Annotated in this window: 19 protein-coding genes and 1 pseudogene; 17 read left to right on the top strand and 3 right to left on the bottom strand. The window is 63.9% G+C overall.

Features of this window, described 5'->3' with window-relative positions; all coding sequences use genetic code 11:
• Window positions 1-69 precede the first annotated feature (69 nt).
• From AC27VE_RS21485 to AC27VE_RS21500, 4 genes are read left to right on the top strand one after another with little or no spacing between them, the layout of a single operon-like run.
• Complete coding sequence (locus AC27VE_RS21485; protein WP_488704909.1) at window positions 70-2,304, top strand: ABC transporter substrate-binding protein; 2,235 nt, start codon at window positions 70-72, stop codon at window positions 2,302-2,304.
• The gene (locus tag AC27VE_RS21490) at window positions 2,301-3,278 is read left to right on the top strand and encodes an ABC transporter permease (RefSeq protein ID WP_169274430.1); all 978 of its coding nucleotides are present in this window, start codon (window positions 2,301-2,303) and stop codon (window positions 3,276-3,278) included. Before AC27VE_RS21485 ends, AC27VE_RS21490 begins: the two co-directional genes overlap by 4 nt.
• Before the next feature lie 5 nt (window positions 3,279-3,283).
• Window positions 3,284-4,798, top strand: a complete 1,515-nt coding sequence (locus tag AC27VE_RS21495) for an ABC transporter permease (RefSeq protein WP_488704910.1) — start codon at window positions 3,284-3,286, stop codon at window positions 4,796-4,798.
• Entirely contained in the window at window positions 4,795-6,495 is a 1,701-nt protein-coding gene (locus tag AC27VE_RS21500) for an ABC transporter ATP-binding protein (RefSeq protein WP_488704911.1), read from the top strand. Before AC27VE_RS21495 ends, AC27VE_RS21500 begins: the two co-directional genes overlap by 4 nt.
• Before the next feature lie 75 nt (window positions 6,496-6,570).
• On the opposite strand, the gene AC27VE_RS21505 is transcribed toward AC27VE_RS21500, so the two are convergent.
• The 3 genes from AC27VE_RS21505 to AC27VE_RS21515 all read right to left on the bottom strand — a co-directional run bounded on the left by AC27VE_RS21505 (window position 6,571) and on the right by AC27VE_RS21515 (window position 10,889).
• Window positions 6,571-7,119, bottom strand: coding sequence for a MarR family winged helix-turn-helix transcriptional regulator (locus AC27VE_RS21505; protein WP_088589045.1), 549 nt, complete (start codon window positions 7,117-7,119; stop codon window positions 6,571-6,573).
• Between the two features lie 28 nt (window positions 7,120-7,147).
• Complete coding sequence (locus AC27VE_RS21510) at window positions 7,148-8,833, bottom strand: collagen-like triple helix repeat-containing protein (protein WP_488704912.1); 1,686 nt, start codon at window positions 8,831-8,833, stop codon at window positions 7,148-7,150.
• Window positions 8,834-9,179: 346 nt separating this feature from the next.
• Window positions 9,180-10,889, bottom strand: coding sequence for a ShlB/FhaC/HecB family hemolysin secretion/activation protein (locus tag AC27VE_RS21515; RefSeq protein WP_488704913.1), 1,710 nt, complete (start codon window positions 10,887-10,889; stop codon window positions 9,180-9,182).
• 490 nt (window positions 10,890-11,379) lie between these two features.
• Here AC27VE_RS21515 and AC27VE_RS21520 point away from each other — a divergent pair, with 490 nt between their 5' ends.
• The 13 genes and pseudogenes from AC27VE_RS21520 to AC27VE_RS21580 all read left to right on the top strand — a co-directional run.
• A complete protein-coding gene (locus tag AC27VE_RS21520) occupies window positions 11,380-12,210 on the top strand; it encodes an MHYT domain-containing protein (protein WP_427958724.1) in 831 nt (276 codons plus the stop codon).
• A gap of 120 nt (window positions 12,211-12,330) precedes the next feature.
• Window positions 12,331-12,513: a Flp family type IVb pilin gene (locus AC27VE_RS21525; RefSeq protein WP_175174048.1), complete on the top strand. Its 183-nt coding sequence runs from the start codon at window positions 12,331-12,333 to the stop codon at window positions 12,511-12,513.
• A gap of 163 nt (window positions 12,514-12,676) precedes the next feature.
• A complete protein-coding gene (locus AC27VE_RS21530; protein WP_488704923.1) occupies window positions 12,677-13,183 on the top strand; it encodes a prepilin peptidase in 507 nt (168 codons plus the stop codon).
• A complete protein-coding gene (locus AC27VE_RS21535; protein WP_488704914.1) occupies window positions 13,120-13,578 on the top strand; it encodes a TadE/TadG family type IV pilus assembly protein in 459 nt (152 codons plus the stop codon). Before AC27VE_RS21530 ends, AC27VE_RS21535 begins: the two co-directional genes overlap by 64 nt.
• Before the next feature lies 1 nt (window position 13,579).
• Window positions 13,580-14,071, top strand: a complete 492-nt coding sequence (locus AC27VE_RS21540; RefSeq protein ID WP_488704915.1) for a TadE/TadG family type IV pilus assembly protein — start codon at window positions 13,580-13,582, stop codon at window positions 14,069-14,071.
• The gene (gene cpaB / locus AC27VE_RS21545) at window positions 14,068-15,024 is read left to right on the top strand and encodes a Flp pilus assembly protein CpaB (protein WP_488704916.1); all 957 of its coding nucleotides are present in this window, start codon (window positions 14,068-14,070) and stop codon (window positions 15,022-15,024) included. The genes AC27VE_RS21540 and cpaB overlap by 4 nt, the downstream gene beginning before the upstream one ends.
• Window positions 15,025-15,089: 65 nt before the next feature.
• Window positions 15,090-16,448 carry a type II and III secretion system protein family protein gene (locus AC27VE_RS21550; RefSeq protein ID WP_488704917.1) on the top strand — a complete coding sequence of 453 codons (1,359 nt, stop codon included), beginning with the start codon at window positions 15,090-15,092 and terminating at the stop codon, window positions 16,446-16,448.
• Complete coding sequence (locus AC27VE_RS21555) at window positions 16,445-17,788, top strand: P-loop NTPase family protein (protein WP_488704918.1); 1,344 nt, start codon at window positions 16,445-16,447, stop codon at window positions 17,786-17,788. Before AC27VE_RS21550 ends, AC27VE_RS21555 begins: the two co-directional genes overlap by 4 nt.
• A 34-nt stretch (window positions 17,789-17,822) precedes the next feature.
• Window positions 17,823-19,178 (top strand): TadA family conjugal transfer-associated ATPase, encoded by a 1,356-nt coding sequence (locus tag AC27VE_RS21560; protein ID WP_315845330.1) that lies wholly within the window; start codon window positions 17,823-17,825, stop codon window positions 19,176-19,178.
• Window positions 19,178-20,104 (top strand): type II secretion system F family protein, encoded by a 927-nt coding sequence (locus AC27VE_RS21565; RefSeq protein ID WP_488704919.1) that lies wholly within the window; start codon window positions 19,178-19,180, stop codon window positions 20,102-20,104. Before AC27VE_RS21560 ends, AC27VE_RS21565 begins: the two co-directional genes overlap by 1 nt.
• An 11-nt stretch (window positions 20,105-20,115) precedes the next feature.
• On the top strand, window positions 20,116-21,114 hold the full coding sequence (locus AC27VE_RS21570) for a type II secretion system F family protein (protein ID WP_488704920.1): 999 nt from the start codon (window positions 20,116-20,118) through the stop codon (window positions 21,112-21,114).
• Between the two features lie 11 nt (window positions 21,115-21,125).
• Entirely contained in the window at window positions 21,126-21,998 is an 873-nt protein-coding gene (locus AC27VE_RS21575; RefSeq protein ID WP_427958734.1) for a tetratricopeptide repeat protein, read from the top strand.
• Between the two features lie 22 nt (window positions 21,999-22,020).
• Window positions 22,021-22,200, top strand: a pseudogene (locus tag AC27VE_RS21580) (DUF3613 domain-containing protein); the annotation flags it as partial.

The raw sequence follows: 22,200 nt of genomic DNA on the forward strand, positions 1-22,200 counted from the left end.
GATGCCTGGGTACTGGCTCCGTCCCGCGTTTGCTATTCTCTGTCGCAACGATTTGAAGGGAAGGTTTCCATGCGTGCATTCAAGCGGCTCTGGGCGACGGCCACGCTGCTGTTGCTGGCAGTGGCGGGCTGCTCGCAAGAAAGCCCGATCAACAGCCCGTATCCGTCCGGGGCGGAAAGCCAGAACACGTTCTACTCCGCGTTCACGCAGCGTTCGCCGAAGTACCTGGACCCGGCCAGCTCTTATTCCGTGGACGAAACGCCTTATACCTACAACATCTATGAGACGTTGTACGGCTATCACTACCTGAAGCGGCCCTACGAGCTGGTGCCGCGCTCGGCAGAGGCCATTGCTCCGCCGCTCTATCTGGATGCGCAGGGCAAACCGTTGCCTGCCGACGCACCCGGCGAACAGATCGCCGAAAGCGTCTACGACATCAAGATCCGCCCTGGCGTGCGCTTCCAGCCGCATCCGGCCTTTGCCCGCAAGACCGACGGCAGCTACGACTACTTCCCGCTGGCCGCGGGCGAACTGGACGACAAGTTCTATATTCCTGACTTTCCGCGCACCGGCACGCGCGAACTCACCGCGGACGATTATGTCTACGCGTTCCGGCGCCTGGCCAGCCCGCGCGTGGTGTCGCCCATCTATTCAGTGATGGCCGACCATGTTCAAGGCATGAAGGAATACGGCGACCGCCTGCGCCAACGCGATCGCGACATGCGGCGCGACTTGCCCGGCGGCAGCACGCCGCCTTGGCTGGACCTGCGCGAAGCCGACGGTTTTACCGGCGTCCAGGCGCTGGACCCGCATACGTTGCGCATCCGGGTCACCGGCAAATATCCCCAATTCAAGTACTGGCTCGCCATGACGTTCACGGCGCCCATCCCCTGGGAGGCCGACCGTTTCTACAACCAGCCCGGGATGGCCTCGCACGACCTGTCGCTGAACACCTGGCCGGTGGGGACTGGCCCCTACATGCTGGCCGAATCGTTGCCGAACCGCCGCCACGTGCTGGTGCGCAACCCCAATTTCCACGGTGAACCGTACCCTTGCGACGGCGAACCTGGCGACAAGGCGGCCGGCCTGCTGGCGGATTGCGGCAAGCCCACGCCTTTCATCGACCGCGCGGTGTTCAGCCTGGAAAAGGAAGCGATCCCTCTGATCGGCAAATTCATGCAGGGCTATTACGACGCGCCGCAGATCGAACGCGGCGAGTACGGCGTCGCCATGCTGGTCGCCGCCGGCGACAGCCAGGACAAGGCACGCCAGTACCGCGAGCGTGGCATCCGCCTGCCCACCACGGTCGAGACCGCCAACTGGTACATGGGGTTCAACTGGCTGGACCCTGTCGTGGGCAAGGGGGACACGCCCGAGCAGGCAGAAAAGAACCGCAAGCTGCGCCAGGCCATCAGCATCGTGTTCGATTGGGAAGAATATGTGGCCGTGTTCGAGAACAGCCAGGCCTCCGTGGCGCAGGGGCCGGTGCCGCCGGGTGTGCTGGGTTATCGCGAACTGCCTGAAGGCTTGAACCCCGTCGTGTACGACCTGGTGGACGGCAAGCCCGAGCGCAAGTCCGTCGACGTGGCCCGCCGCCTGCTGGCCGAAGCGGGCTATCCCGATGGCCGCAATGCCAAGACGGGGGCGCCGCTGGTGCTGTACTACGACGCCATGCAGGGGGGCGGGTCGAATCCGCAGTTCGACTGGATGCGCCGTCAGATGAACAAGATTGGCGTGCAGCTGGACTTGCGGTCCACCGATTACAACCGCTTCCAGGACAAGATGACGCGCGGCGCGGCGCAGATCTTCCTGTGGGGTTGGAACGCCGATTATCCCGACGCCGAGAATTTCCTGTTCCTGCTGTACGGCCCCAACGCCAAGGCAAAAGGCGGCGGCGAGAACGCGGCCAACTACGACAGCCCCGAATTCAACAAGCTGTTCGAGCAGATGAAGTTCCTGGATGACGGCCCGGAAAAGGAAAAGCTGATTGCCAGGATGGTGGAGATCGTGCAGCGCGACGCGCCGTGGATGTTCGGCTTCTTCCCGATGTCGGGCGGCGCCTACCAGCAATGGGTCGGCAACGCCAAGCCGACGCAGATGGTGCGCAACACCCTCCAATACCTGAAGCTAAACCCCGCGCTGCGGCAGCAGAAGATCGACGAATGGAATTTCCCAAGGTGGTGGCCGATCGGCCTGTTCGTGCTGCTGCTGGCCTTGGCGATCTGGCCGTCGTACGTCGCGCTCAAGCGCCGCGAACGCCAGACGGCCTTTGGACCGGCCGTTCGTAAGGAGCATCAATCATGATCGGCTATGTGATCCGCCGGCTGCTGTATGGCGTGCTGATTCTGATCGGCGTGAACCTCTTCACCTTCATCCTGTTCTTCGCGGTCAACACGCCGGACGACATGGCGCGCCTGGCCATCGGCGGACAGCGCGCCAGCCAGGACGCGGTGGAAAAATGGAAGGTCGAGCGCGGCTACGACAAGCCGCTCTTCTTCAACGCCAAAGCCGACGGGGCGGCCCAGCTGACCGATACCGTGTTCTATCAGCGGTCGGTGCCCCTGCTGGTGATGGAGTTTGGTGCGTCTGACAGCGGCCGCGATATCGGCCGCGAGATCAAGACCCGGATGGGCCCCAGCCTCGCGCTGGCGGTGCCCACGTTCATCCTGGGACTCTTCGTCAGCATCGTTTTTTCACTGACGCTGGTGTATTTCAGGGCGACGCGACTGGATTTCTGGGGCGTGGTGGTGTGCGTGCTGCTGTTGTCGATCTCCAGCCTGTTCTACATCATCGCCGGGCAATGGGTCTTCGCCAAACTCATGCGCCTGGTGCCATTCTCGGGCTTCGCGGGCGGGCTGGACGTCGTCAAGTTCCTGGCGTTGCCGGTGCTGGTGGCGATCGTGTCGCGGCTGGGGCCCGAGGCGCGCTTCTACCGCACCCTGTTCCTGGAAGAAATCGGCAAGGACTACGTGCGCACCGCGCGCGCCAAGGGGCTGGCCGAACGCGTCGTGCTGTTCCGGCACGTGCTGCGCAACGCCATGCTGCCCATCCTGACCAGCACGGTCGCCGCCTTGCCGCTGCTGTTCATGGGCAGTCTGATCGCGGAGTCTTTCTTCGGTATCCCCGGCTTGGGCAGCTATACCATCGACGCCATCAACGCACAGGATTTTTCCGTCGTGCGCGCCATGGTGTTCCTGGGCGCGGCGCTTTACATCGTGGGGCTGATCCTGGCCGATATTTCCTACACGCTGGCTGACCCCCGCGTCCGTTTCGAGTAGCCGCCATGCCGAAGATCGTCTTTCTATGGACCGATGTTGCGCTGTGGCTGATGGCGCTTTGCGCGTTGGCCTACGTCTGGCATGTCCGCCGCAGTCCGAACCTGCGCGCGACCTGGGGGCGTGTGGCGCGCGACACGCCCGCCATGTGCTCCGCGGTGATCCTGGTCGCGTTCACCCTGGTGGGCCTGCTGGACTCCGTGCATTACCGTCCGCAGTTGCCTCCCGTTGCGGGCGCGGCCGCCGATGCCCCGCCGGTCTATGCGCCTGTCGTCAAGTCGGCGCTGGATGGCCTGCTGTCGGGCACCGTGCTGACCAGCCCCGAAAAGAACTACTCGCAGCCGCTGGCGGCGAACCTGTTCCTGAAGGAAACCATGGTGGTCGATGGCAAGCCGGTGCGCGACTATCCGCGTTTGCGCGGCGCGGCCACCCATCTGACCCACCCCGAAGAACAGCATACGGGCGATGTCCTGAAGCGCTTGGGAATCGGCCTGGCCGGCGGGTTGGGCGTGGCATTGCTGGCCACGATCATCCTGTACGCCTGCCTGGCGCGGCGCACCGGGTCGGCTTCCGAGGCGGCCAGCCAACTGCTGGGGGGCCATGCCGACATCCCGTGGCGCGCCATGGCGGTGACGTTCACGTTGCTGTGCCTGACGGCCGGCGCGCTGGCCGGCCTGTCCAGCGGCTATCACGCGTTGGGCACCGACCGCATTGGCAACGACGTGCTGTGGCAGGCGCTGAAAAGCATCCGCACGGCGCTGGTCATCGGAAGCCTGACCACCATCGCCATGCTGCCGCCAGCCATCATCTTCGGCATTGCGGCGGGTTACTTCAAGGGCAAGGTCGACGACGCTATCCAGTACCTGTACACCACCATTACCTCGATTCCCGGCGTGCTGCTGGTGGCGGCTTGCGCACTGATGATGCAGGTCTACATCGACAACCACGCCGACCTGTTCGACACCTCGGTCGCGCGCGCGGACCTGCGGCTGTTCCTGCTCTGCATGATTCTTGGCCTGACCGGTTGGGCCGGGCTATGCCGCCTGCTGCGCGCGGAAACGCTCAAGCTGCGGGAACTGGAATACGTTCAGGCCGCACGCGCGTTCGGCGTATCGCACTGGCGCATCATGACGCGCCATCTGCTGCCCAACGTGGCGCATCTGGTGCTGATCACCGTGGTGCTGGAATTCTCGGGCCTGGTGCTCTACGAGGCCGTACTGTCGTATCTAGGCATCGGCGTGGATCCCAGCATGAATTCCTTCGGCTCCATGATCAATGGCGCCCGGCTGGAAATGTCGCGCGATCCCATGATCTGGTGGAGCCTGATGACCGCTTTCATTTTCATGCTGGCGCTGGTGCTGGCGGCCAACCTGTTTGCTGATGCCGTGCGCGATGCGTTCGATCCGCGCACGCGCCGCTACAAGCCCAGCCGCATGGCTCGTCTGGGCGGCCTGTTCGGGCGCCGTCCGGCGCCGGCGCTGGCCGCAGAACCACGTCCATCCAAGTCGGGAGAAGCGCCATGAGCTACGACGCGCCTTTGCTCGATGTGCAGGGCCTTGATGTAGACATCGCTGGCGAAAGCGGCATGACGCACGCGGTCAAGCGCTTGCAACTGGCCATCTCCCAACGGCAGACCTTTGCGCTGGTGGGTGAATCCGGATGCGGCAAGAGCATCACGGCGTTGGCGTTGCTGCGTCTGCTGCCGGACGCCGGCCGCATCGTCGGCGGGCAGATCGACCTGGACGGCGAAGACCTGAACCGCCTGCCTGAAAGCGCCATGCGCGGGGTGCGCGGGGGGCGGATCGGCATCATTTTCCAGGAGCCGTCCACCAGCCTGAACCCGGTCATGCGCGTGGGCGACCAGATCATCGAAACGCTGACGGCGCACACGCCCCTGCGCGGCGCGGCCGCTCGTGCCCGTGCGGTGGACTGGCTGCGGCGGGTGGGCATTCCCGAGCCCGAGCGGCGCGTGGACGACTACCCGTTCCAGTTCTCGGGCGGGCAGAAGCAGCGCGTCATGATCGCGATCGCGCTGGCGGCGGAACCCCTGTTGCTGATCGCCGACGAGCCGACGACCGCGCTGGACGTCACGGTGCAGGCGCAGGTGCTGGACCTGCTGGCCGACATCCAGCGGGAAATGGGCATGGCCGTGCTGCTCATCACCCACGATCTGGCGGTGGTGAAGAACGTAGCGCATCACGTGGCGCTCATGCGTGGCGGAGAAATCGTCGAAAGCGCCAGTGCCGAGGAATTCTTCCGGGCGCCCAAGCACCCCTATGCGCGGCAGTTGTTCGAGGCCATTCCGACCTTTGAAAAGCGTGGCGCTCCGCTGACGGAACAGCGCCGCCAGGCCATGGCGCGCGAAGACGGCCGCGCGGCAGGTCAGCGCGCGGCGCGCAAACCCGGCGACGTAGTGCTGGACGTGCAAGACCTCAAGGTGCATTACCCCGTGCGCAAAGGTCCGCTGCGCCGCATCGTATCGTGGGTAAAAGCGGTCGACGGCGTGACGTTCTCGTTGCGGGCCGGGGAAACGCTGGCCTTGTTGGGCGAATCCGGTTGCGGCAAGACCACCACGGGCAAGGCGCTGCTGCGTCTGATCGAGGGGGCGCGGATTTCCGGCCGGGCAATGCTGCAAGGCAAGGATGCGCTGTCGGCCGACCGGCGCACGCTGCGCGACCTGCGCCAGGACATCCAGATCGTGTTCCAGGATCCCTACGCCTCGCTCGATCCGCGCATGCGCGTGGGCGACATTCTGGACGAAGGCCTGGCATCCCTGCGCCGTGGCATGAGCAAGGAGGCGCGTGCCGCGCATGCGGCGCAATTGATCGAGCGGGTGGGGCTGCCGGTCAACACGCTGACGCGCTATCCGCATGAATTCTCGGGCGGGCAGCGCCAGCGCATCGCGATTGCGCGGGCGCTGGCGGTCGAACCCAAGGTCCTGATCTGCGACGAACCCACGTCAGCGCTTGATGTTTCCGTCCAGGCGCAGATCCTGGACCTGTTGCGCGAGCTTCAGGACGAACTGGGTATCGCCTACCTGTTCATCACGCATAACTTCGGCGTGGTCGAGTATCTGGCGGACCGCATCGCCGTCATGGACGGCGGACGCATCATCGAACTGGGGCAGGCCGATGCCGTGCTGCACGCGCCGCAGCAGGAACTGACGCGCCGGTTGCTGGCCGCTGTTCCCCGGCTGCAGTTCGGTACGCCGCCCATGTGACGCCATGAAAAACACGCCCTGATCCTGTCGGATCAGGGCGTGCGGGGCACTCGGCGTCGTGCGCGCGGATCGGGGTCAGTGATCGTCGTGATGCGCGCTGCGCGTTTCCAGCCAAACCAGCGTGTCGTGCCTCAAGGTGCGGACGCATTGCGCCAAGAAGGCATGCACCGTTTCCAGTTCAGTGGTGTCGTAGCGGCGCGCCATCAGCATGACCGCTTCGGCAATCCACTGGCGCTCCTGCGACAGGTGCTGGCATTGTTCCTCGACCGGCCGGATCACGATCATCCGGCGATCCAGCGGGTGGCGGCCGCGCTGCACGTAGCCTGCCGCCTCCAGCCGGTTGATCAAGGCGGTCGCGCCGCCGGAGCTGATGCCCATCAACTGGGCGAGCTGCCCGGTGGGCAAGGCATCGAACTCCATCACCAGTTCCAGCGCCTTCAGATCCGCCAGGGGGATCCCCAGCTTTTCCGCCAGGGCCGACTGGCATGCGGCGTTGTACACCGAAAACTGCCGACCCAGCATCAGGGCGATATCGTCAAGCATTCCCGGGCGCAGGTCACTCGTGCGAGATTCAGGCATCACGGTCACATGCTCATGGTGAACGATGGTTTCTTGTTGCAGCATGATGTCGCTCCCTTGCGGATGTGGTGGTTTACTTCTTGGCCGACAGGCCGCCCAGCAGGCCACCCAACAGGCCGCCGTTGGCCGCGCCGCCCGTCGTCGACGAACCCGTCACGCCACCGGTGACGCCACCCAGCAAGCCGCCCAGCAACCCGCCGTTGGTCGTACCGGCACCGGCTGCGCCGCCGGCGCTGGCACCAGCACTGGCACCCGTACCCGTCGTCGCGCTGACCGAGACACCACCGACCACGCCGCCCAGCAGGCCGCCAAGCAAGCCCCCGTTGGCCGTGCCACCGGACGTGCCGCCCGAGGTGCCGCCGGTCGTTCCGCCAGTGACTCCGCCCAGCAAGCCACCCAGCAAACCGCCGTTGGCCGTGCCGCCCGTCGCGCCACCCACTGCGCCGGTCACACCGCCCAACAAGCCCGTCACCGGCGCCAGCAGGCCGCCCACGCCGCCTGCCGCCGGCGTACCGCCCACACCCCCCACGCCGCCGAGGAGGCCGGTGATCGGGCTCAGCAAGCCACCGGTGCCGCCAGCGCCGCCGGTCAGTCCACCCGTCACGCCGCCCAGGCCCAGGCCGGAGGTCAGCGAAGCGACTGCGCCCGTGGCGTTGGCCAACGTCGCGCCAAGCGGATTCGGGTTGCCCGGGGTGGCGTTGAGCAAGCCGCCCGCGCTGGCGACTGCGCCGCCCAGGCCTTGCAGCACGCCATTCAGGCCTGCCGTATTGCCAGGCAAGGAGCTACCGGCCGAGGCCAGGGTGCCGCCCAGGTTCGTCAGCAGCCCGGCGACCGGGGCGCCCAGCTTGGTGGTCGCGCCCAGCTGTTGCGTCAGGCCAGTGACCGTGCCGGCCAGTGGGCTGGCGGTGGGGTCAAGCGCGGCGCCCAGGCCGGCCAGCGTGGGCTGCAGGCCCAGCGGCAGCACGTTGTCCACGGTCTTGCCGACGTTGCCCAACGCCGGTTCCAGAATCGGCTTGGAGGGGCCACCCAGCACGCCACCGGTGATGCCGCCAACGGCTTGCGTGACCGGGTTCAACAGGCCGCCTTGGCCGGAGAGGCCGGCGGTCAAAGCGCCCACGGCGTTCGTCGCGTTGCCCAGGATGGTCGTCAAGGGTTGCGGGTTGGCGGGGTCCGCGTTCAGCAGGCCGCCGGTGCTAGCCACCGTCTTGCCCAGGCCATCGACCAGGCCGCCCAAGCCGGAACTCAGTCCACCGGGCAAGCCGGTGCCCTTGACCGTGGTGCCCAGATCGCTGACCAGGCCACCCACTTGCTTGGTGACGCCGTCCACGGGTTGGCCCAGACCGGTTGTGGCGCCCACTTCCTGGGTCAGCCCGACCACCGTATTGACGACAGGCGCCAAGGTGGGATCCAGCGCCTTGCCTACACCGCCCAACGTCGTACCCAGATTCAGCGGCAGGGTGTTGTCCACGGCTTTGCCGGTATTGCCCAACGTGGTTTGCAGCAGCCCGGCCGTCACGGGATTGACGGGCGTATTCGGATCGGTGCCGCCGGGATTGGTAGGATCGGTACCGCCAGGATTGTTGCCGCCGGGGTTATTGCCGCCCGGATTCGTCGGAATATCGGTACCAGGCAGGCCGGCCGACTTCTTGCCGCTTCCGCCGCCGCCGCCGCAAGCAGCCAGCGCGCTCATCAGAGCAGCGGCCATGACGGTGGAGGTCAAAATACGTTGAATGCGCTTTGCGTCTACTTTGGTATACATGGCGAGCTCCTCGGGTTGGATAGGTCAGGCGATGAAACTGCCCGATACGTCTCTCCATGCATAAACCGTGCCAACATTTTTCCCGCGCCCGCGTTTTTGTTTGTAGTTGATATTGGCTACTAAATAAATTCCTTATAAATCATTGCCTTGTGGGCCGTTTTGAGGGTTTGCACCAAGCTTGAGAAACCCTCATTTTTGCGACGGCGAAAACCCTGCGAATGTTACGAATGGCAGGTTATTTCCCGTTACGTTACGGGCGACGTTACGTAACGTGGTGTGTGGGATGCGCGAAAAAAAGCGCCTGTGAACACAGGCGCTGGTCGGCCGGGCAGGAATTTTCCCTGGGTCAGAATGCGTCGTAGAACAGGGAGTAGTTGGCATTGAAGCGCACGTCCCGGTCATTGTTGACCGAGGCCGACCCGATCGGCTTGGCGACGTTGAAATCGAACAGATAGTATTTGTCGTCCGTGAACCGCAAGCCCAGGGCGACCGATGACAGGTGCCGTTGGTTAATCGCCTGCAAGCCCTTGTTGTTGTACCAAGTGCGCGCATAGTCCACCAAGGCATACGGCTGCACACTCGACAGGTATTCCCAGCCGGTGCCGAAACGGCGGTTGACTTCGGCCGATACGCCTACGCCCTTGTCGCCGCTTTGCTCGCCTTGCGCATACCCCATGGCATACCGCCAGCTCCCGAAAGAGACTTGCTCGGACGAAGGCAGGATATTGCTGGAATACTGCGCGGCCCCTGAGAATGTCAGTCCGAACTGTGCTGGCAACGCAAACGTTTGTTTCGCGTTCAGGTTGTAGCGCGTGAAATCCAGATCAAGAATCGGCGTGGCTGAATATCCGTAGTTGGTCGCGATGTCCTTTTTCGCACCCGCCGCGTCAAACCCTTTCGAGACGCTTGCAGTAACGTCGGTTGTCTTGCTTTCGGAGACCTGAATATATCGAAGCTCAGCGTTGGCGGCGCGCACTCTTGCGTCCTGCTGCAGCCAGAGGTCCGAGGTGCGCGAGTCGTACCGGTCTTTGGAGTTTGCGGCGTAAACACCCAGCGTCCCTGTGAGGGAGCGGGTGTTGTTCAGCAGAAAGGGATAACTGACGCCGATGCCGATGCGGTCGTTTTTCACCCGCCGCTCAAATCCCAGGTATTCGATGGCATCGTCCTGGGGCCTGGCGTCATAGTGATAGCCGTCGACCTTGATCGCCAATCCGTCTGGACCGATCGGCACGCGCACTTCGCCCATGACGTATTTGACGTCGTCGCTATTGAACGGGACGGACGCGGTCAGTTTCACCTGCTCGCCCAGCGGCGTCAGGCTGTTGGTGCCCAGGTTCACTATCGGCTGCATGCCGGTGCCCAGATCGGCAACGCCGCCCGTCACGCTGACCGGCTGGCGGGAGGCCGTCAGCACCAGTTCCGTCGCGCCATCCGCACGGCGCGGCAGATCCAGGTTAGGCGTGAATTTCACGCCCGGCACCGTGCGCATCAGATTTAACTGGCGTTCCAGCGTGGCCTGCTGCAAGGGACGGTCTTCTTTCAACGGGCCCGCCAGAGTTTCCAGGCGGTCCAGCGCATTGCCGATATCGCCCTCGATCCGCACGTTTCCGATATAGCCCTCGACCACGGTGACCACGACCAGCCCGTTGGCGAACGTCTGGTTCTGCACCAGCGCGAACGATAGGGGATACCCCTTGTCGCGGTATAGCTGGGTGATCTTGTCTACCTGCTGCACCAATTCGCCCAGGCTGATTTCCTTGCCGGACAGCGGCGCAAGAATGGCCGATACCTCGTCGAAGGGAATGGCGTGGACGCCGCTGACGTCGAAGTTGAGTGGCACGATGCGTTGCGCCAACCTGGCTTGCAACGCCAATTGTTCGGGCGTAGCCGTTTCCACGACAGGAGGGGGCTGCTGGGCGCCAGGCGGCCTTTCCAACTGCGGCAGCGAGTCAACGGGGTTGCCCCGCAGCGGGCCATCCGCGCGCGCATTCGCACTGAAGGCAAGGGCGCAGATAAGGGCGAGGGTAAGCGGACTTGCCGGGTACGGACGTCTCATGCCTTTTGTATCTCTCATTTCTTCAGGCGCTGTCCGGCTATGTATTCGATATTCATTAAATATTGAATATATATAGGGACACAACATTGGTAAGAAGTGTTTGCTAACGCCACAGGCGGTTATGGTGCCAGCGGCTCAGGATAATGACAATTTATTTCATTGTGACCGCTCGGAAACGACAAGATAACAACATTGCGAAATGCTCAGGAACTGATGCATATACGAAAAGTCAGGGTTAACTAGGGGTTTTTAATAGGATTGATATAAATTTCGGGATATCCGTTACATGTCTATGCCTAAGTATCGCGAATATTGGTGTAAACCCTGATGTGTATTAAATGTTAATAGATAAGACTATATAAACGTATCAAATCACATCGGTTTTCGGGCAATCGGGGGTCCACAAGATGGGCGCGTGTGACTGCAGTACTTCTCGGAAATGCCTGACCGCGGAACGCGGCGATTGCAGGCCATTTCATTGGGGCCGTTCATGAACCCGGGCGACATCGTTCCCCTTTCGTTTCATGGCGGGTTGGTCGCGCTCTCGTTCCTGACGGCGGTGCTTGGCTCGTATGTGGCGCTGCTTGCCGCGGCGGGTATCCGCACTGAAACTCAGGACGGTGAAATACGTATCGGTTACATCCTCATAGGCGCCGTGGCCATGGGAGGAGTCGGTATCTGGAGCATGCATTTCATTGGCATGCAGGCGCAGAACCTGCCCTTCGACGTGGGTTATCAGCTTGGCCTCACCATACTCAGCTTCGTGGTTGCCGCGGGTTTTTCCGGGTGGGCGTTCTGGTATGTGGGCCGCGACCGTTTCACCTTCGGGCGTTGCCTGGTGGGCGGACTAGCCGCAGGCCTTGGCGTTGCTGCCATGCATTATCTGGGTATGGGCGCCATGCGCATGCCGGCCGTATTGCTTTGGAATCTGCCGATGGTTGTTTTATCGGTGCTCATCGCCGTAATTGCGGCGTCAGCCGCGCTGTGGCTGGCTTTCAACACGCAGAATGAGTTTCAGCGCGGCGGAGCCGCCATTTTGATGGCAGTCGCCGTGTGCGGCATGCATTACACCGGCGCGGCCGCCGGCACGGTTATCTGCACGACCCCTCGCGACTATTCCAGCCTGCAAATCGGCGGGCTCATGCTGCCGTATATCGCATTCGTATTGTCCGTCGTCACGCTGCTGATCATGCGTTGGCAGTTGCAGCGGGCATCGACGCGGTTCCGTGCGCGCATGGCGCAACGTATCGACTCGTTTATTGAATCGGCGCCGGTGTCGGAGCCTGGCAAGCTGCCGGGGTCGACGCTAGGGCCGGGTTAGCAGGGCCCCGGATTGCACGCGGGCGAGGAATGCTCCCGCAAAGCAAGCAGTTCCGGGCATAGGGGGCTGGTGTCGCTCGACGGCGCAGCTCAATTATCAATCGAGTCTTAGGAGCTCGACATGAAAGCGAAACTTGCGCAGTTCTGGAATGACGAAGAAGGCATCACCGCCCTGGAATATGGGCTGATAGCCGGGCTGATGGCGGTAGCGATCATCGCCGCAATCGGCTTCTTTACTGGAGGCCTGACCAGTCTGTTCACAGACTTGGGCGCCAAGCTTACCTCCCAGGGCGGGGCAATTTAACGCCCAGCAAGCCTAGTCCATGTCGTGATGGCCCTTTGGGCCATCCGACAGGCGGGCTGTACGACATTTTCATGGCTTCAGCAGCATTCTGCGATTCCGTTTGAACACTTCTGAAGTCTGGTTTGCTGAATTATCGGAAGGTCCCGCCTTGTATCCAGGGGAAGTGTTGTGGTGGCTGCTATTCGCCTGCTGGAATCTGGTGCTGATCTACAACGATCTGCGCTATCGCCGTGTTCCCAACGCGTTGATCGTTGTGGGGTTCGTGGCGCAGCTGCTTTGGCTGGCCGCGGCTTGGGCAGTACCTGGCTGGGTATATCCGCCGCGATGGTCAGGCTGGTTCATGGCAGTCGCCGGCTTTCTGACGGCGATACCGTTCCTGCTCTTATGGGGCAGGCGCCTGATGGGCGCGGGCGACGTCAAGGCCATCGCGATACTCGGCTTGCTGCTGGGGATCGCCCCGCTGATCCTGATACTGGTGCTGGCGAGCCTGTTGGCCGGCCTGCATGGCCTGCTGTATTTGATCGCGTCGCGCTATTGGCCAGTGACCGACCGCCTTCGCCAAATTCCGTACGCCGCGTATATGGGAGTCGCCGCGCTCAGCGTGGCGTGTATGCCCTTGAATTCGGCCTGGTATTCGTGGTGTTCTTCCTGGTGTTCTACGCAATTCTGACGTATTCACTGGCGGCCGCTGCACAGCAATCCGTGACCCTTGCCGCGCAGGATGGCGCGCGCAAGGTATTGCAGTGGCAAAGCGGCACGCCATCCTTGACGGTGCGGGCCAATGCCGGACGCGACGCCGCGCTGTACCAGGCCCAATGGATCAGTTCCATGTCCGCCGCAGGCGTCCAGGTTGCGGTCTGCGGAAATTCTGGCGCGCTCAGTAGTTCGGCGGGCGGTACGTGCAGCGGCATGCCGCTCGTGCAGGGGCAGGTCGAGGTCACCGTGTCCTATGCCTATGGCGCCCATCCGCTCATTCCGTCGTTGCCGCTGTTGAATACCGTGCTGATGCCGGCCTCCGGCGTGCTTCGCGCCCGCGCCACGGTGCATCTGAATGGGGAGAGCTGATATGCGAGCCCCTATGCGGAACCGCAACTGCCATCCCATCCGATCGCGCCAGCGGGGCATCGCGGCGCTGGAGTTCTCCCTGACTTTGATCATGCTGCTGATGTTCATCTTCGGCGTGCTCAGCTTTGGCGTGCTTTTCTGGATGCAGCAGCAATTGGCGTCGGCGGCGACCGATGGCGCCCGCGCCGCCGTGTTCGCCCAGTTCAACGGTCAATCGAGTGTTTCCGCGGCAGCGTGTTCCGCGGCGATGAGCGCCTTTTCCACCGGCTCGGCGGTCGTTTGCACGACGGCAACGCGACCGTGCACGTGGGTGGGCTCGGGCGGCCAGCCGGCCAACTGCGCCACCGTCGCCCTGACCTATGACACGCAGTCCTGGCCATTGCTGGCCACGCTGCAGCGCCTGATCACTACTTTGCCGGGCATGGGTCCGAACTGGATCCCTACCCGATTGCGTTCGCAAGCCGTTGTTCAGATATCGCAAGGGACACCATGAGCAGTTTGAGCAAGATCGTCGCAGGTTTGTTGTTGGTGGCGGGCCTCGTTCTGGCCTTTGTCGCTTGGCGGTTGGCGTCCGTACCCACCGCGCCGCCCGTCAGTGTCGCGCCCGTGTCGACGGCGCCGGCCGCTGCGCCGGTCAACCTCTATCGGGTCGTTGTGGCCAAGGAGCCCATCCCGGCCGGGACACGCATCGACACCGGAAAAATGTTGACGGTGGCCGAGTGGCAGGCAGCCTTGTCTGGCGGCTATGACAGCGTAGCGCCGCTGGAAGGCGCGGTCGCGAAGGTCGATATCGCCGCTGGAGATCCGCTTTTGCCCAGCTTGCTGGCTCAGGGGTTGGCGCGCCAATTGAAGGCGGGCGAGCGCGCGGTGGCGATTGCCGTCGATGAAGTGATCGGCGGCGGCAACCGCGTCGCGCCGGGCGACTGGGTCGACGTGTTCTTCATGATCGAGAAGGGGCAGGAAGTGCCGGGCGGCCAAGCGCGCTTGCTCCAGTCCCAGGTGCGCGTGCTGGCGTACGGCAAGGACTCCGTGGACGGCCCGGAAGCAAAAGCCGATGGGCAGCAGGGCGCGCCCAGCCAACCCGCCAAGACGGCGGTGCTGGCCGTGCCGGTCGAACAAGTCAACCAACTGATTTTGGCCAGCCGCTCGGGGCGTCTGCAATTGGCCTTGCGCCCCTTGAACGACGACAGCGTGCCCGATACGCAGCTGTTCGCCCAGCGCGGCACGGTATTGCCGGTTCGCGCAGACCTGACGCCTGAACAGCGTGAAGCCCTCAAGGAGGGACCGAACCGCGCGTTTGCCGGTGAAAGCCTGGTCCAGCTTGACGGCACAACGACAAATGCGCGCGCGCCAGCGGCACCCGTGCGCGGTACCGGCACTGGCGGAGGAGGCGGCAGGACGGTGGAAATCTTGCGCGGAGACAAATCCGAACGTGTGCGTTATTGATCGTGGCTTCGCGCGGCCAGACGCCGCGCGTGGCTGGAATCCTTCTTATGACTAGATTCAGCACAATGAAGAAATATCAGCGCACCACCATGATCTGCATCCTGTCGGCAGCTGCGGCGATGAACTATGGCGCCGCCGCCCGTGCGCAGAACGCCGCGCCCGGGGCGAATGCGCCGGCGCCGGCCCGTGATCTTGCCTTGGCCGTAAAGGGGCAGCAGACGCTGCTGCTGGACGGGGCGGTCCCGGCGCGCATCGCGATCGGCGACCCCGACGTTGCGGACGTGAAAGTCTTGCCGGCTTCGGGAAAGCGGGCGGGATCGATCCTGGTCTATGGCAAAAAGCCAGGGACGACGCAGCTGCAGATATGGACCGGCAACAACGCCGCGCCGCAAATCTGGAACCTGCGCGTGGGGGGCAGCGTCCAGGGCGCATTGGCCACGCGAGGCATCGCGGGCGGCGCCAATGTCGACATCGCGGGAGACCGGGCGGTAGTCTCAGGCCACGCCGAGACGCCGATGGGGCAGGTGGCCTCCACCCTTATCGCGGCGTCCGCCGTAGGGGGCGATAAGAACGTTGTCGACGTGTCTTCGGCGGGCACCGGCGGTGTGGTGCAGGTCGAGGTGAAGGTGGTCGAGGTGTCGCGATCGGTCATGAAAGAAGCCGGTATCAACTGGAGCGCCGGCGGCAGCGGCCCCTGGAGCGCGACCAACAGTCTGGTCCCCTCGAGCCTGGCATCGGCGGCATCGGGCTTTTCACTGTTCTACGACACCAAGAATTTCTCCGCTAATTTGCGTTTGCTGCAGACCAACGGCATGGCGCGCGTGCTGGCCGAACCCACGCTGGTCGCGATGACCGGGCAAAGCGCCAGCTTTCTTGCGGGCGGCGAACTGCCGATTCCCGAGGCGGGCGGCCTGGGAACGGTTTCCGTTACGTTCAAGCCCTTCGGCATCGGGCTGACGGTCACCCCGACGGTGCTGTCGCGTGACCGCATTTCGCTCAAAGTGGCCCCCGAAGCCAGCGAACTGGACTACAGCAACGGCATCGTGCTCAACAGCGCGGATTCCAGTTCGATCATTCCGGCGTTGCGCACCCGCCGTGCCGACACCACCGTCGAGTTGGGCGATGGCGAAAGCTTCGTGATCAGCGGGCTGGTGTCGCGCCAGACCAAGGCGATGGTCAGCAAAGTCCCCTTGCTGGGTGATTTGCCGATCATCGGGTCATTTTTCCGCAGTCTTGATTACACGCAGGACGAAACGGAATTGGTGATCGTGGTGACGCCGCGGCTTGTCCGCCCCATCGCACGCGGGGTGACTTTGCCGCTGCCGGGGGAAAAGCAAGAGCGTGCGGACAACGGCTTTAACGCCTGGGGCTACTACCTGACGGGTCCCATGGGCGGCCAGCAAATGCCGGGTTTTTCGCGGTGACTAATATGAAGACACATGCAAGCGAGTGGGTTGGCCTGCAAAACAGCAAGCGGTTTCTGTTCTGCTCCAAAGGCGCGGATGTCGCTGTGCAATTGGGGCAGGTGCTGGGCGACATGGGGATGCTGACCCAGGAGTCTCCGGGGACGGAAGAGTTGGCGCGGCGCCTGGCGGAGATTTCGCCCCAGGTGGTGTTTCTGGATTTCACACTTAGCGAAGACGAGCCGGGAAAACTGTTCAAGTCGGCCGAGTTGGCGCGCACGCTGGCGCGCATCGCGCCGACGTTACCGCGCGTGGCGGTGGGCCTGTTGAGCCAGCCCGAGGGGGCGATCGCCGCGCTACGGGCAGGTGTCAGCGACTTTGTCGATCCGACGGTCGCGCCGCAGGAAATCAAGGATATTGTGCTTCGGCTGCTGGACGCGCAGACGGACGGCGGCCGCAGCGATGGCTCGCGGCGCAGCGTCCTGCTGCTCGGCGCGCGGCCCGGCGTGGGGGCCAGCACCCTGGCCGTACATCTGGCGCATATGGCGCAAGACCGCCTGAAGCAGGCACACGGCGCGCGCGCCACGGCTAACGGAGGCAAGAGCGCCAAGGCGGTAGCGGCGGAATCGGGGGCCTCGCTGCCCCTGTCCAGCCGTGTCGCCCTGATGGACCTTGGCTGGCCCGTGGGCGATTGCCAGCTTTATCTGAACATCGGCGGCGAGTTCGATTTCTCTGAAGCCGCGCGCAACCTGCGCCGCCTGGATTCCACATTACTGGGATCGGCCATGCCGCATACGCCCAACGGTCTGAGCGTGTTGTCGTTGCCGCGAGACCTGAGCCAGATGCGCGACGTTTCGCAATCCGATTCTCTCCTGGTGTTCGAGCGCATGCGCCAGCATTTCGGCGTAGTGATCGCCGATTCAGGCGGCTTCACCAACCCTGAATTCGTGGCGGGCCTGGCGCGCGCTTCCGAGCAGAATTGGATCGTGACCGATCAGAGCGTCGGCGCCTTGGTGTCACTGGCCGGGCTGCTGCAGGAATTGGAGCAACTGCATGTGGACCGGCGCAGCCTGGGCCTGATCGTCAACCGCTATGACGAACGGTACGGCATGACGGCACAGCAGATTGCCGAACGTTTCCAGTTGGAGTTGGTGGGCACCTTGCCTGATCGCACGCTGGCCTTGATGGTGTGCACGAACCAAGGGCATCTCTTGCATGAGGACGCTGAGCGCGACGTCTACGTGCGCGCCGTACAGACGCTGGTGGAAAAGCTGGGGGCGGAAGACAGTACGCCCGGAGGGCGGGCAAGCTGGCTGGCCACGTGGCTGCCCGGCGTGCACCGCCGTATGGTCGTCGGTTAATGCAACGACGCGAAGGACTGCAACGGAAGCCGACATGATCATGACAGCGACGATAGAGTTTGGCGGAGACGGCGACAAAGGTTTTTCGGCGTCGAACCGCTTCCAGGAAGTAAAGACGGCGGCTTACGAGCACCTGCTTTCTCGTATCGAGGAACTGGGCGCGGAGTTCGGCCGGTGGGCGCGGTCGGCGATCCAGGAATTCGTCGATATCGAGGTCGCCAGTTTCGTGCGCTTGCGCCGGGTGCCGATCAACGAAGGGGAAATGCGGCAGATCGCCGAGGCCCTCACCAAGGAACTGGCGGGCCTGGGGCCGCTCGAAGACCTGCTGGCCGACCCGGCCGTCGAAGACATCCTGATCAACGGTTACGACAACGTGTTCGTCTCGCGCCGCGGCGTGCTGGCGCGCGAGACGCTGCGGTTCACCGACAACCAGCACGTGCTGCGCATCGTGCGGCGCATCCTGGCGCCCATCGGCCGCCGGCTGGACGAATCCAGCCCCATGGTGGATGCGCGCCTGCCCGATGGCGGCCGCTTGAACGTGGTGATCGAACCGCTGGCCGTGGACGGCCCGATGGTGTCGATCCGCAAGTTCCGGCAAGACCCGTTGAAGCCCGCGGACTTGCTGACCCTGGGTTCGTTCGACGAAGAGATCTACCGGCTGCTGCACGAAGCGGTCAAGAACCGCTGCAATGTGCTCGTGTCCGGCGGGACAAGTTCAGGCAAGACCTCGCTGCTCAATGCGCTGGCGTTTTTCATTCCGGAAACGGAGCGCGTCGTCACCGTCGAGGACACGGCGGAACTGTCGCTGAACCACCCGCACGTCGTGCGTCTGGAATCGCGCCAGGGCGGCTTCGACGGCAGCGGCGCGGTCAGTATCCGCGAACTGATCCGCAATAGCTTGCGGATGCGGCCGGACCGCGTTGTGGTGGGCGAAGTGCGCGGTGCCGAAGTCATGGACATGCTGCAGGCGATGAATACCGGCCACGAAGGATCGATGGCGACGATCCACGCGAACTCTCCGCGCGAATGCCTGTACCGGATCGAGATGCTGGCGGGCTTTGCGGGCTTCCAGGGTAGCGAAGACAGCTTGCGCAGGCAGATTGCCAGCGCGCTGGATTTCATCGTGCAGATCGGCCGCCTGTCCAACGGCAAGCGCCGCGTGCTGTCGGTGACCGAGGTCACCGGCATGGGCGACAACGTGATTTCCACGCAGGAACTCTACCGGCACGAAACCTTCACGACGCCCGACGGCGAAGAGAAAGACCGCTGGAACTGGCTGGGAATCCATCCCCATACGCCCAAGCTTGCCAAGATGCGCACCGAGGCGCGCAACAACGATCCCGCGCCGGGCGACAACGACGGCGGCGGGTTCTGGAGCCGGAGGCGCTGATGATGGAAGCCCTGGTATTGGCAGGCCTGGCGGTGGTGCTGGCCATCGGCGCGGTGCTGCTTTGGCGCCATGCCAACAGCGGCGCGCGCCGGGCGGCAAGCTCCACGTTTCTCGAAAACCAGCTGAAGCGGGGGCGCGAGACATCGTCTACGCCCGAACCGATTTTCGACAGCGCGCGGGCGCTGCGCAGCGGCCTGCCGGGGTGGGACCGCCTGTTGCTGTTGGCGGGCGTGCGCCAAAGCACGGGGCTTTATCTGCGTCTTGCGCTTCCCCTGGTGGGTGCCACGGTGCTGGCTTGGCTGACCTTGGGCATCGTGTCCGGCATCGTGACGTTGTTGCTGGTCGGCATCCTGGAATATTTCCTGCTGTGGTTGCGGGCCGACAAGCGCCAGCGGCGGATGATTTCGCAACTTCCCGCGTTCCTCGACAACATCGTTCGTCTGGTCACCATCGGCAACAGCATGGGCGCCGCGTTCCAGACCGCAGCCGCCACCACGGATGAACCGTTGCGGGAGGTGGTGGAGACGGCCGCCAGCCTGAGCCGCTCGGCCAAGGAACTGGACGCGGCCCTGGTGCATGTGTCTCGCCTGTACGGCTTGAAAGAGCTGTACATGATCGCTGCGGTAGTGTCGCTGGCGATGCGTTTCGGCGGACGCAGTGATCAGGTGCTGGAACGGATGGCTGCCTTCATGCGAGATGTGGCGCAGGCGCGCAATGAGTTGTCGGCGAGCTCAGCCGAAATCCGGCTGTCTGCCTGGGTCCTCGCGCTGCTTCCGGTGGGCATCGGGGGCTTCATCATGTTGACGAACAACGATCTCTTCATGAATTTGTGGCGCGACCCGGCGGGATTCAAGATGCTCATGACCGCCGTGTTGCTGCAGATCGGCGGCAGCTATTGGCTGTATCGCATGGCGAAGTCCATTTGACGGGAGCGGTGATGGATATCCTGAAGGCGTGGAGCGTCTCTTCCGTACTGGCGATGGGCTTGATGCTGATTGCGGCGGCGATGTTGGTGCTGGGTATTGGCATCGTGCGCCGGTTGCGCGGTCAAAGCCGCAACCGGCAGATCGTCGATCACGCGCTGGCCTCCCGGCAAATGGGCGGTGCGGCTTCGGCGGCGCTGCCGGCGCAAGACGGGCAGGGCAAATTCGCGGCCGCCACGCGCGCAGCGGATTCGTTTGGCAAACGCTTGAGCGAAGGCAGGCTGGCCGAAGCCTTGCTGGCGGGTGAAGACCGCAAGCTGGTGGATATCGCCGGCTACGCCGACCCGCAGACCGCCAGGTCGCGCTTTGTGGCATTCCGGTTCGGCCTTGCCATCCTGTTGCCCATCGCGGCAGTGACGCTCGGGCTGCGTTATCACTACGTCGATTCCTTGTCGGGAGTATTGGTCGCGGCATTCTTTGGCTTCGCCATCGGCTACATGCTGCCCAAGTGGGGCGTGCGGCGCCGCGTGGCGCAGCGCCGCCGGCTCGCGGCGGACGAATTGCCCTTGTTGATCGACCTGCTGCGCCTGTTGCAAGGCGTGGGGCTGTCCATCGATCAGAGCATGCAGGTGCTGGTCACGGAGTTCGGCCAGGTATTGCCCGTGCTGTCGCACGAATTGCGCCTGGCGTCTGAACTGTATGTGCGCGGACGCACGCGTGAACAATCTTTGGCCAGACTGGCGGGCGGGTTCGACAACGATGACTTGTCCGCCATCTGCCGGCTGATCGCTCAGGTGGATCAGCACGGCGGGGCCGTGCAAGAGCCGCTGAATCGCTTTGGCGAACGGCTGCGGGATTCCCGGCGGCTGGAACTGAAAGAGAAGGTCGGCAAGACCACGGTCAAGATGACGGGCGTCATGATCGTCACCTTGCTGCCCGCGCTGTTGATCGTCACGGGCGGCTCGGGGTTTATCGCGGTGATTCGCGCGATGTCGCGCATGGGGGGAACATGATGTCGGGCGCTATGGGAAGTCGGCAGGGTGTAGTGCGCTGGACACTTGTCGCTGCGGTGGCGGCCACGGCCGCGGGCTTGAGCGGATGCAAGACCAATAGCGCGGAAACCGCGTGGCAATTGATGCAGCAACAGCAGCAGGAACAGGCGATGGCGCGGCAGAAAGAGGACGAGGCGGAAGGCCGGCGCCGTCCCAAGGAACCGGAGATGATGCTGTCGCTGATTGCCGAAGCGCAGCGTCAGGAACGCTATTTCGCGTCGCTGGCGTACATCGACGCGTATCAGCAGAAATTCGGCAACGACAACCGCGTGGCGGTCATGCGTGCTGATGCTTTGCGCCAGACCGGGCAGATCGCCCTGAGCGAACAGGCGTATCGCGCGCTGACCCGCGGCGAGCAAGCGGCGGACGGTTGGCACGGCCTGGGCTTGATCGCAGGCGGACGTGGCCAGTTCGACCAGGCGGTCGATGATTTTTCACGGGCGGCCAAACTGGCGCCTACGAATGCGCGCATCCTGGGTGACCTGGGTTATGCGAGGCTGCGGGCCGGTGACGTGGACGGCGCGCGGGTGCCACTTGGCCAAGCGGCGGAACTGGCGCCGGAGAACGGCAAGGTCCTGGCCAATATGGCGGTATTGCTGTTGGTCGAGGGCGACGCCGTGAAAGCTCAGCGATTGATGGATCAGGCCCAGCTTGGCGACGAGGCGCGGGGGCAGGTCCTGCGCCTGGCCTCCGAGATTCGCAGTTATCGCGCGCCGGCGCCCCTGCCGGCAGCGGCGGCAGTCAGCGGCCCGTCGCCGACTCGCGTGTCCAGCGGTGACGGCGCCGTGATGCCGATGATGCGTCCGTTGATGGAAGGCCTGGGCAATGGGCCCATCGTGCGTTAACTCCGTGTTCAGGAAACCGTTTATGTCTCAAGTTCGCATGCTTCGTTCATTCTCCCTGGCCCTGACCGTGGCTGCGCTCGCGCCGTTAGGCGCCCAGGCCCAATCCAATGCGCCGCTGACCGGCAACATGTCCAGCGGCGCTGCGGCGCCTGCCGCGCAGCCGGTGCCGGCGGCGACGTTGCCGGATCGGCCCGTCGTGCAG

The sequence above is a fragment of the Achromobacter sp. 18P8.1.1 genome (assembly GCF_057799415.1).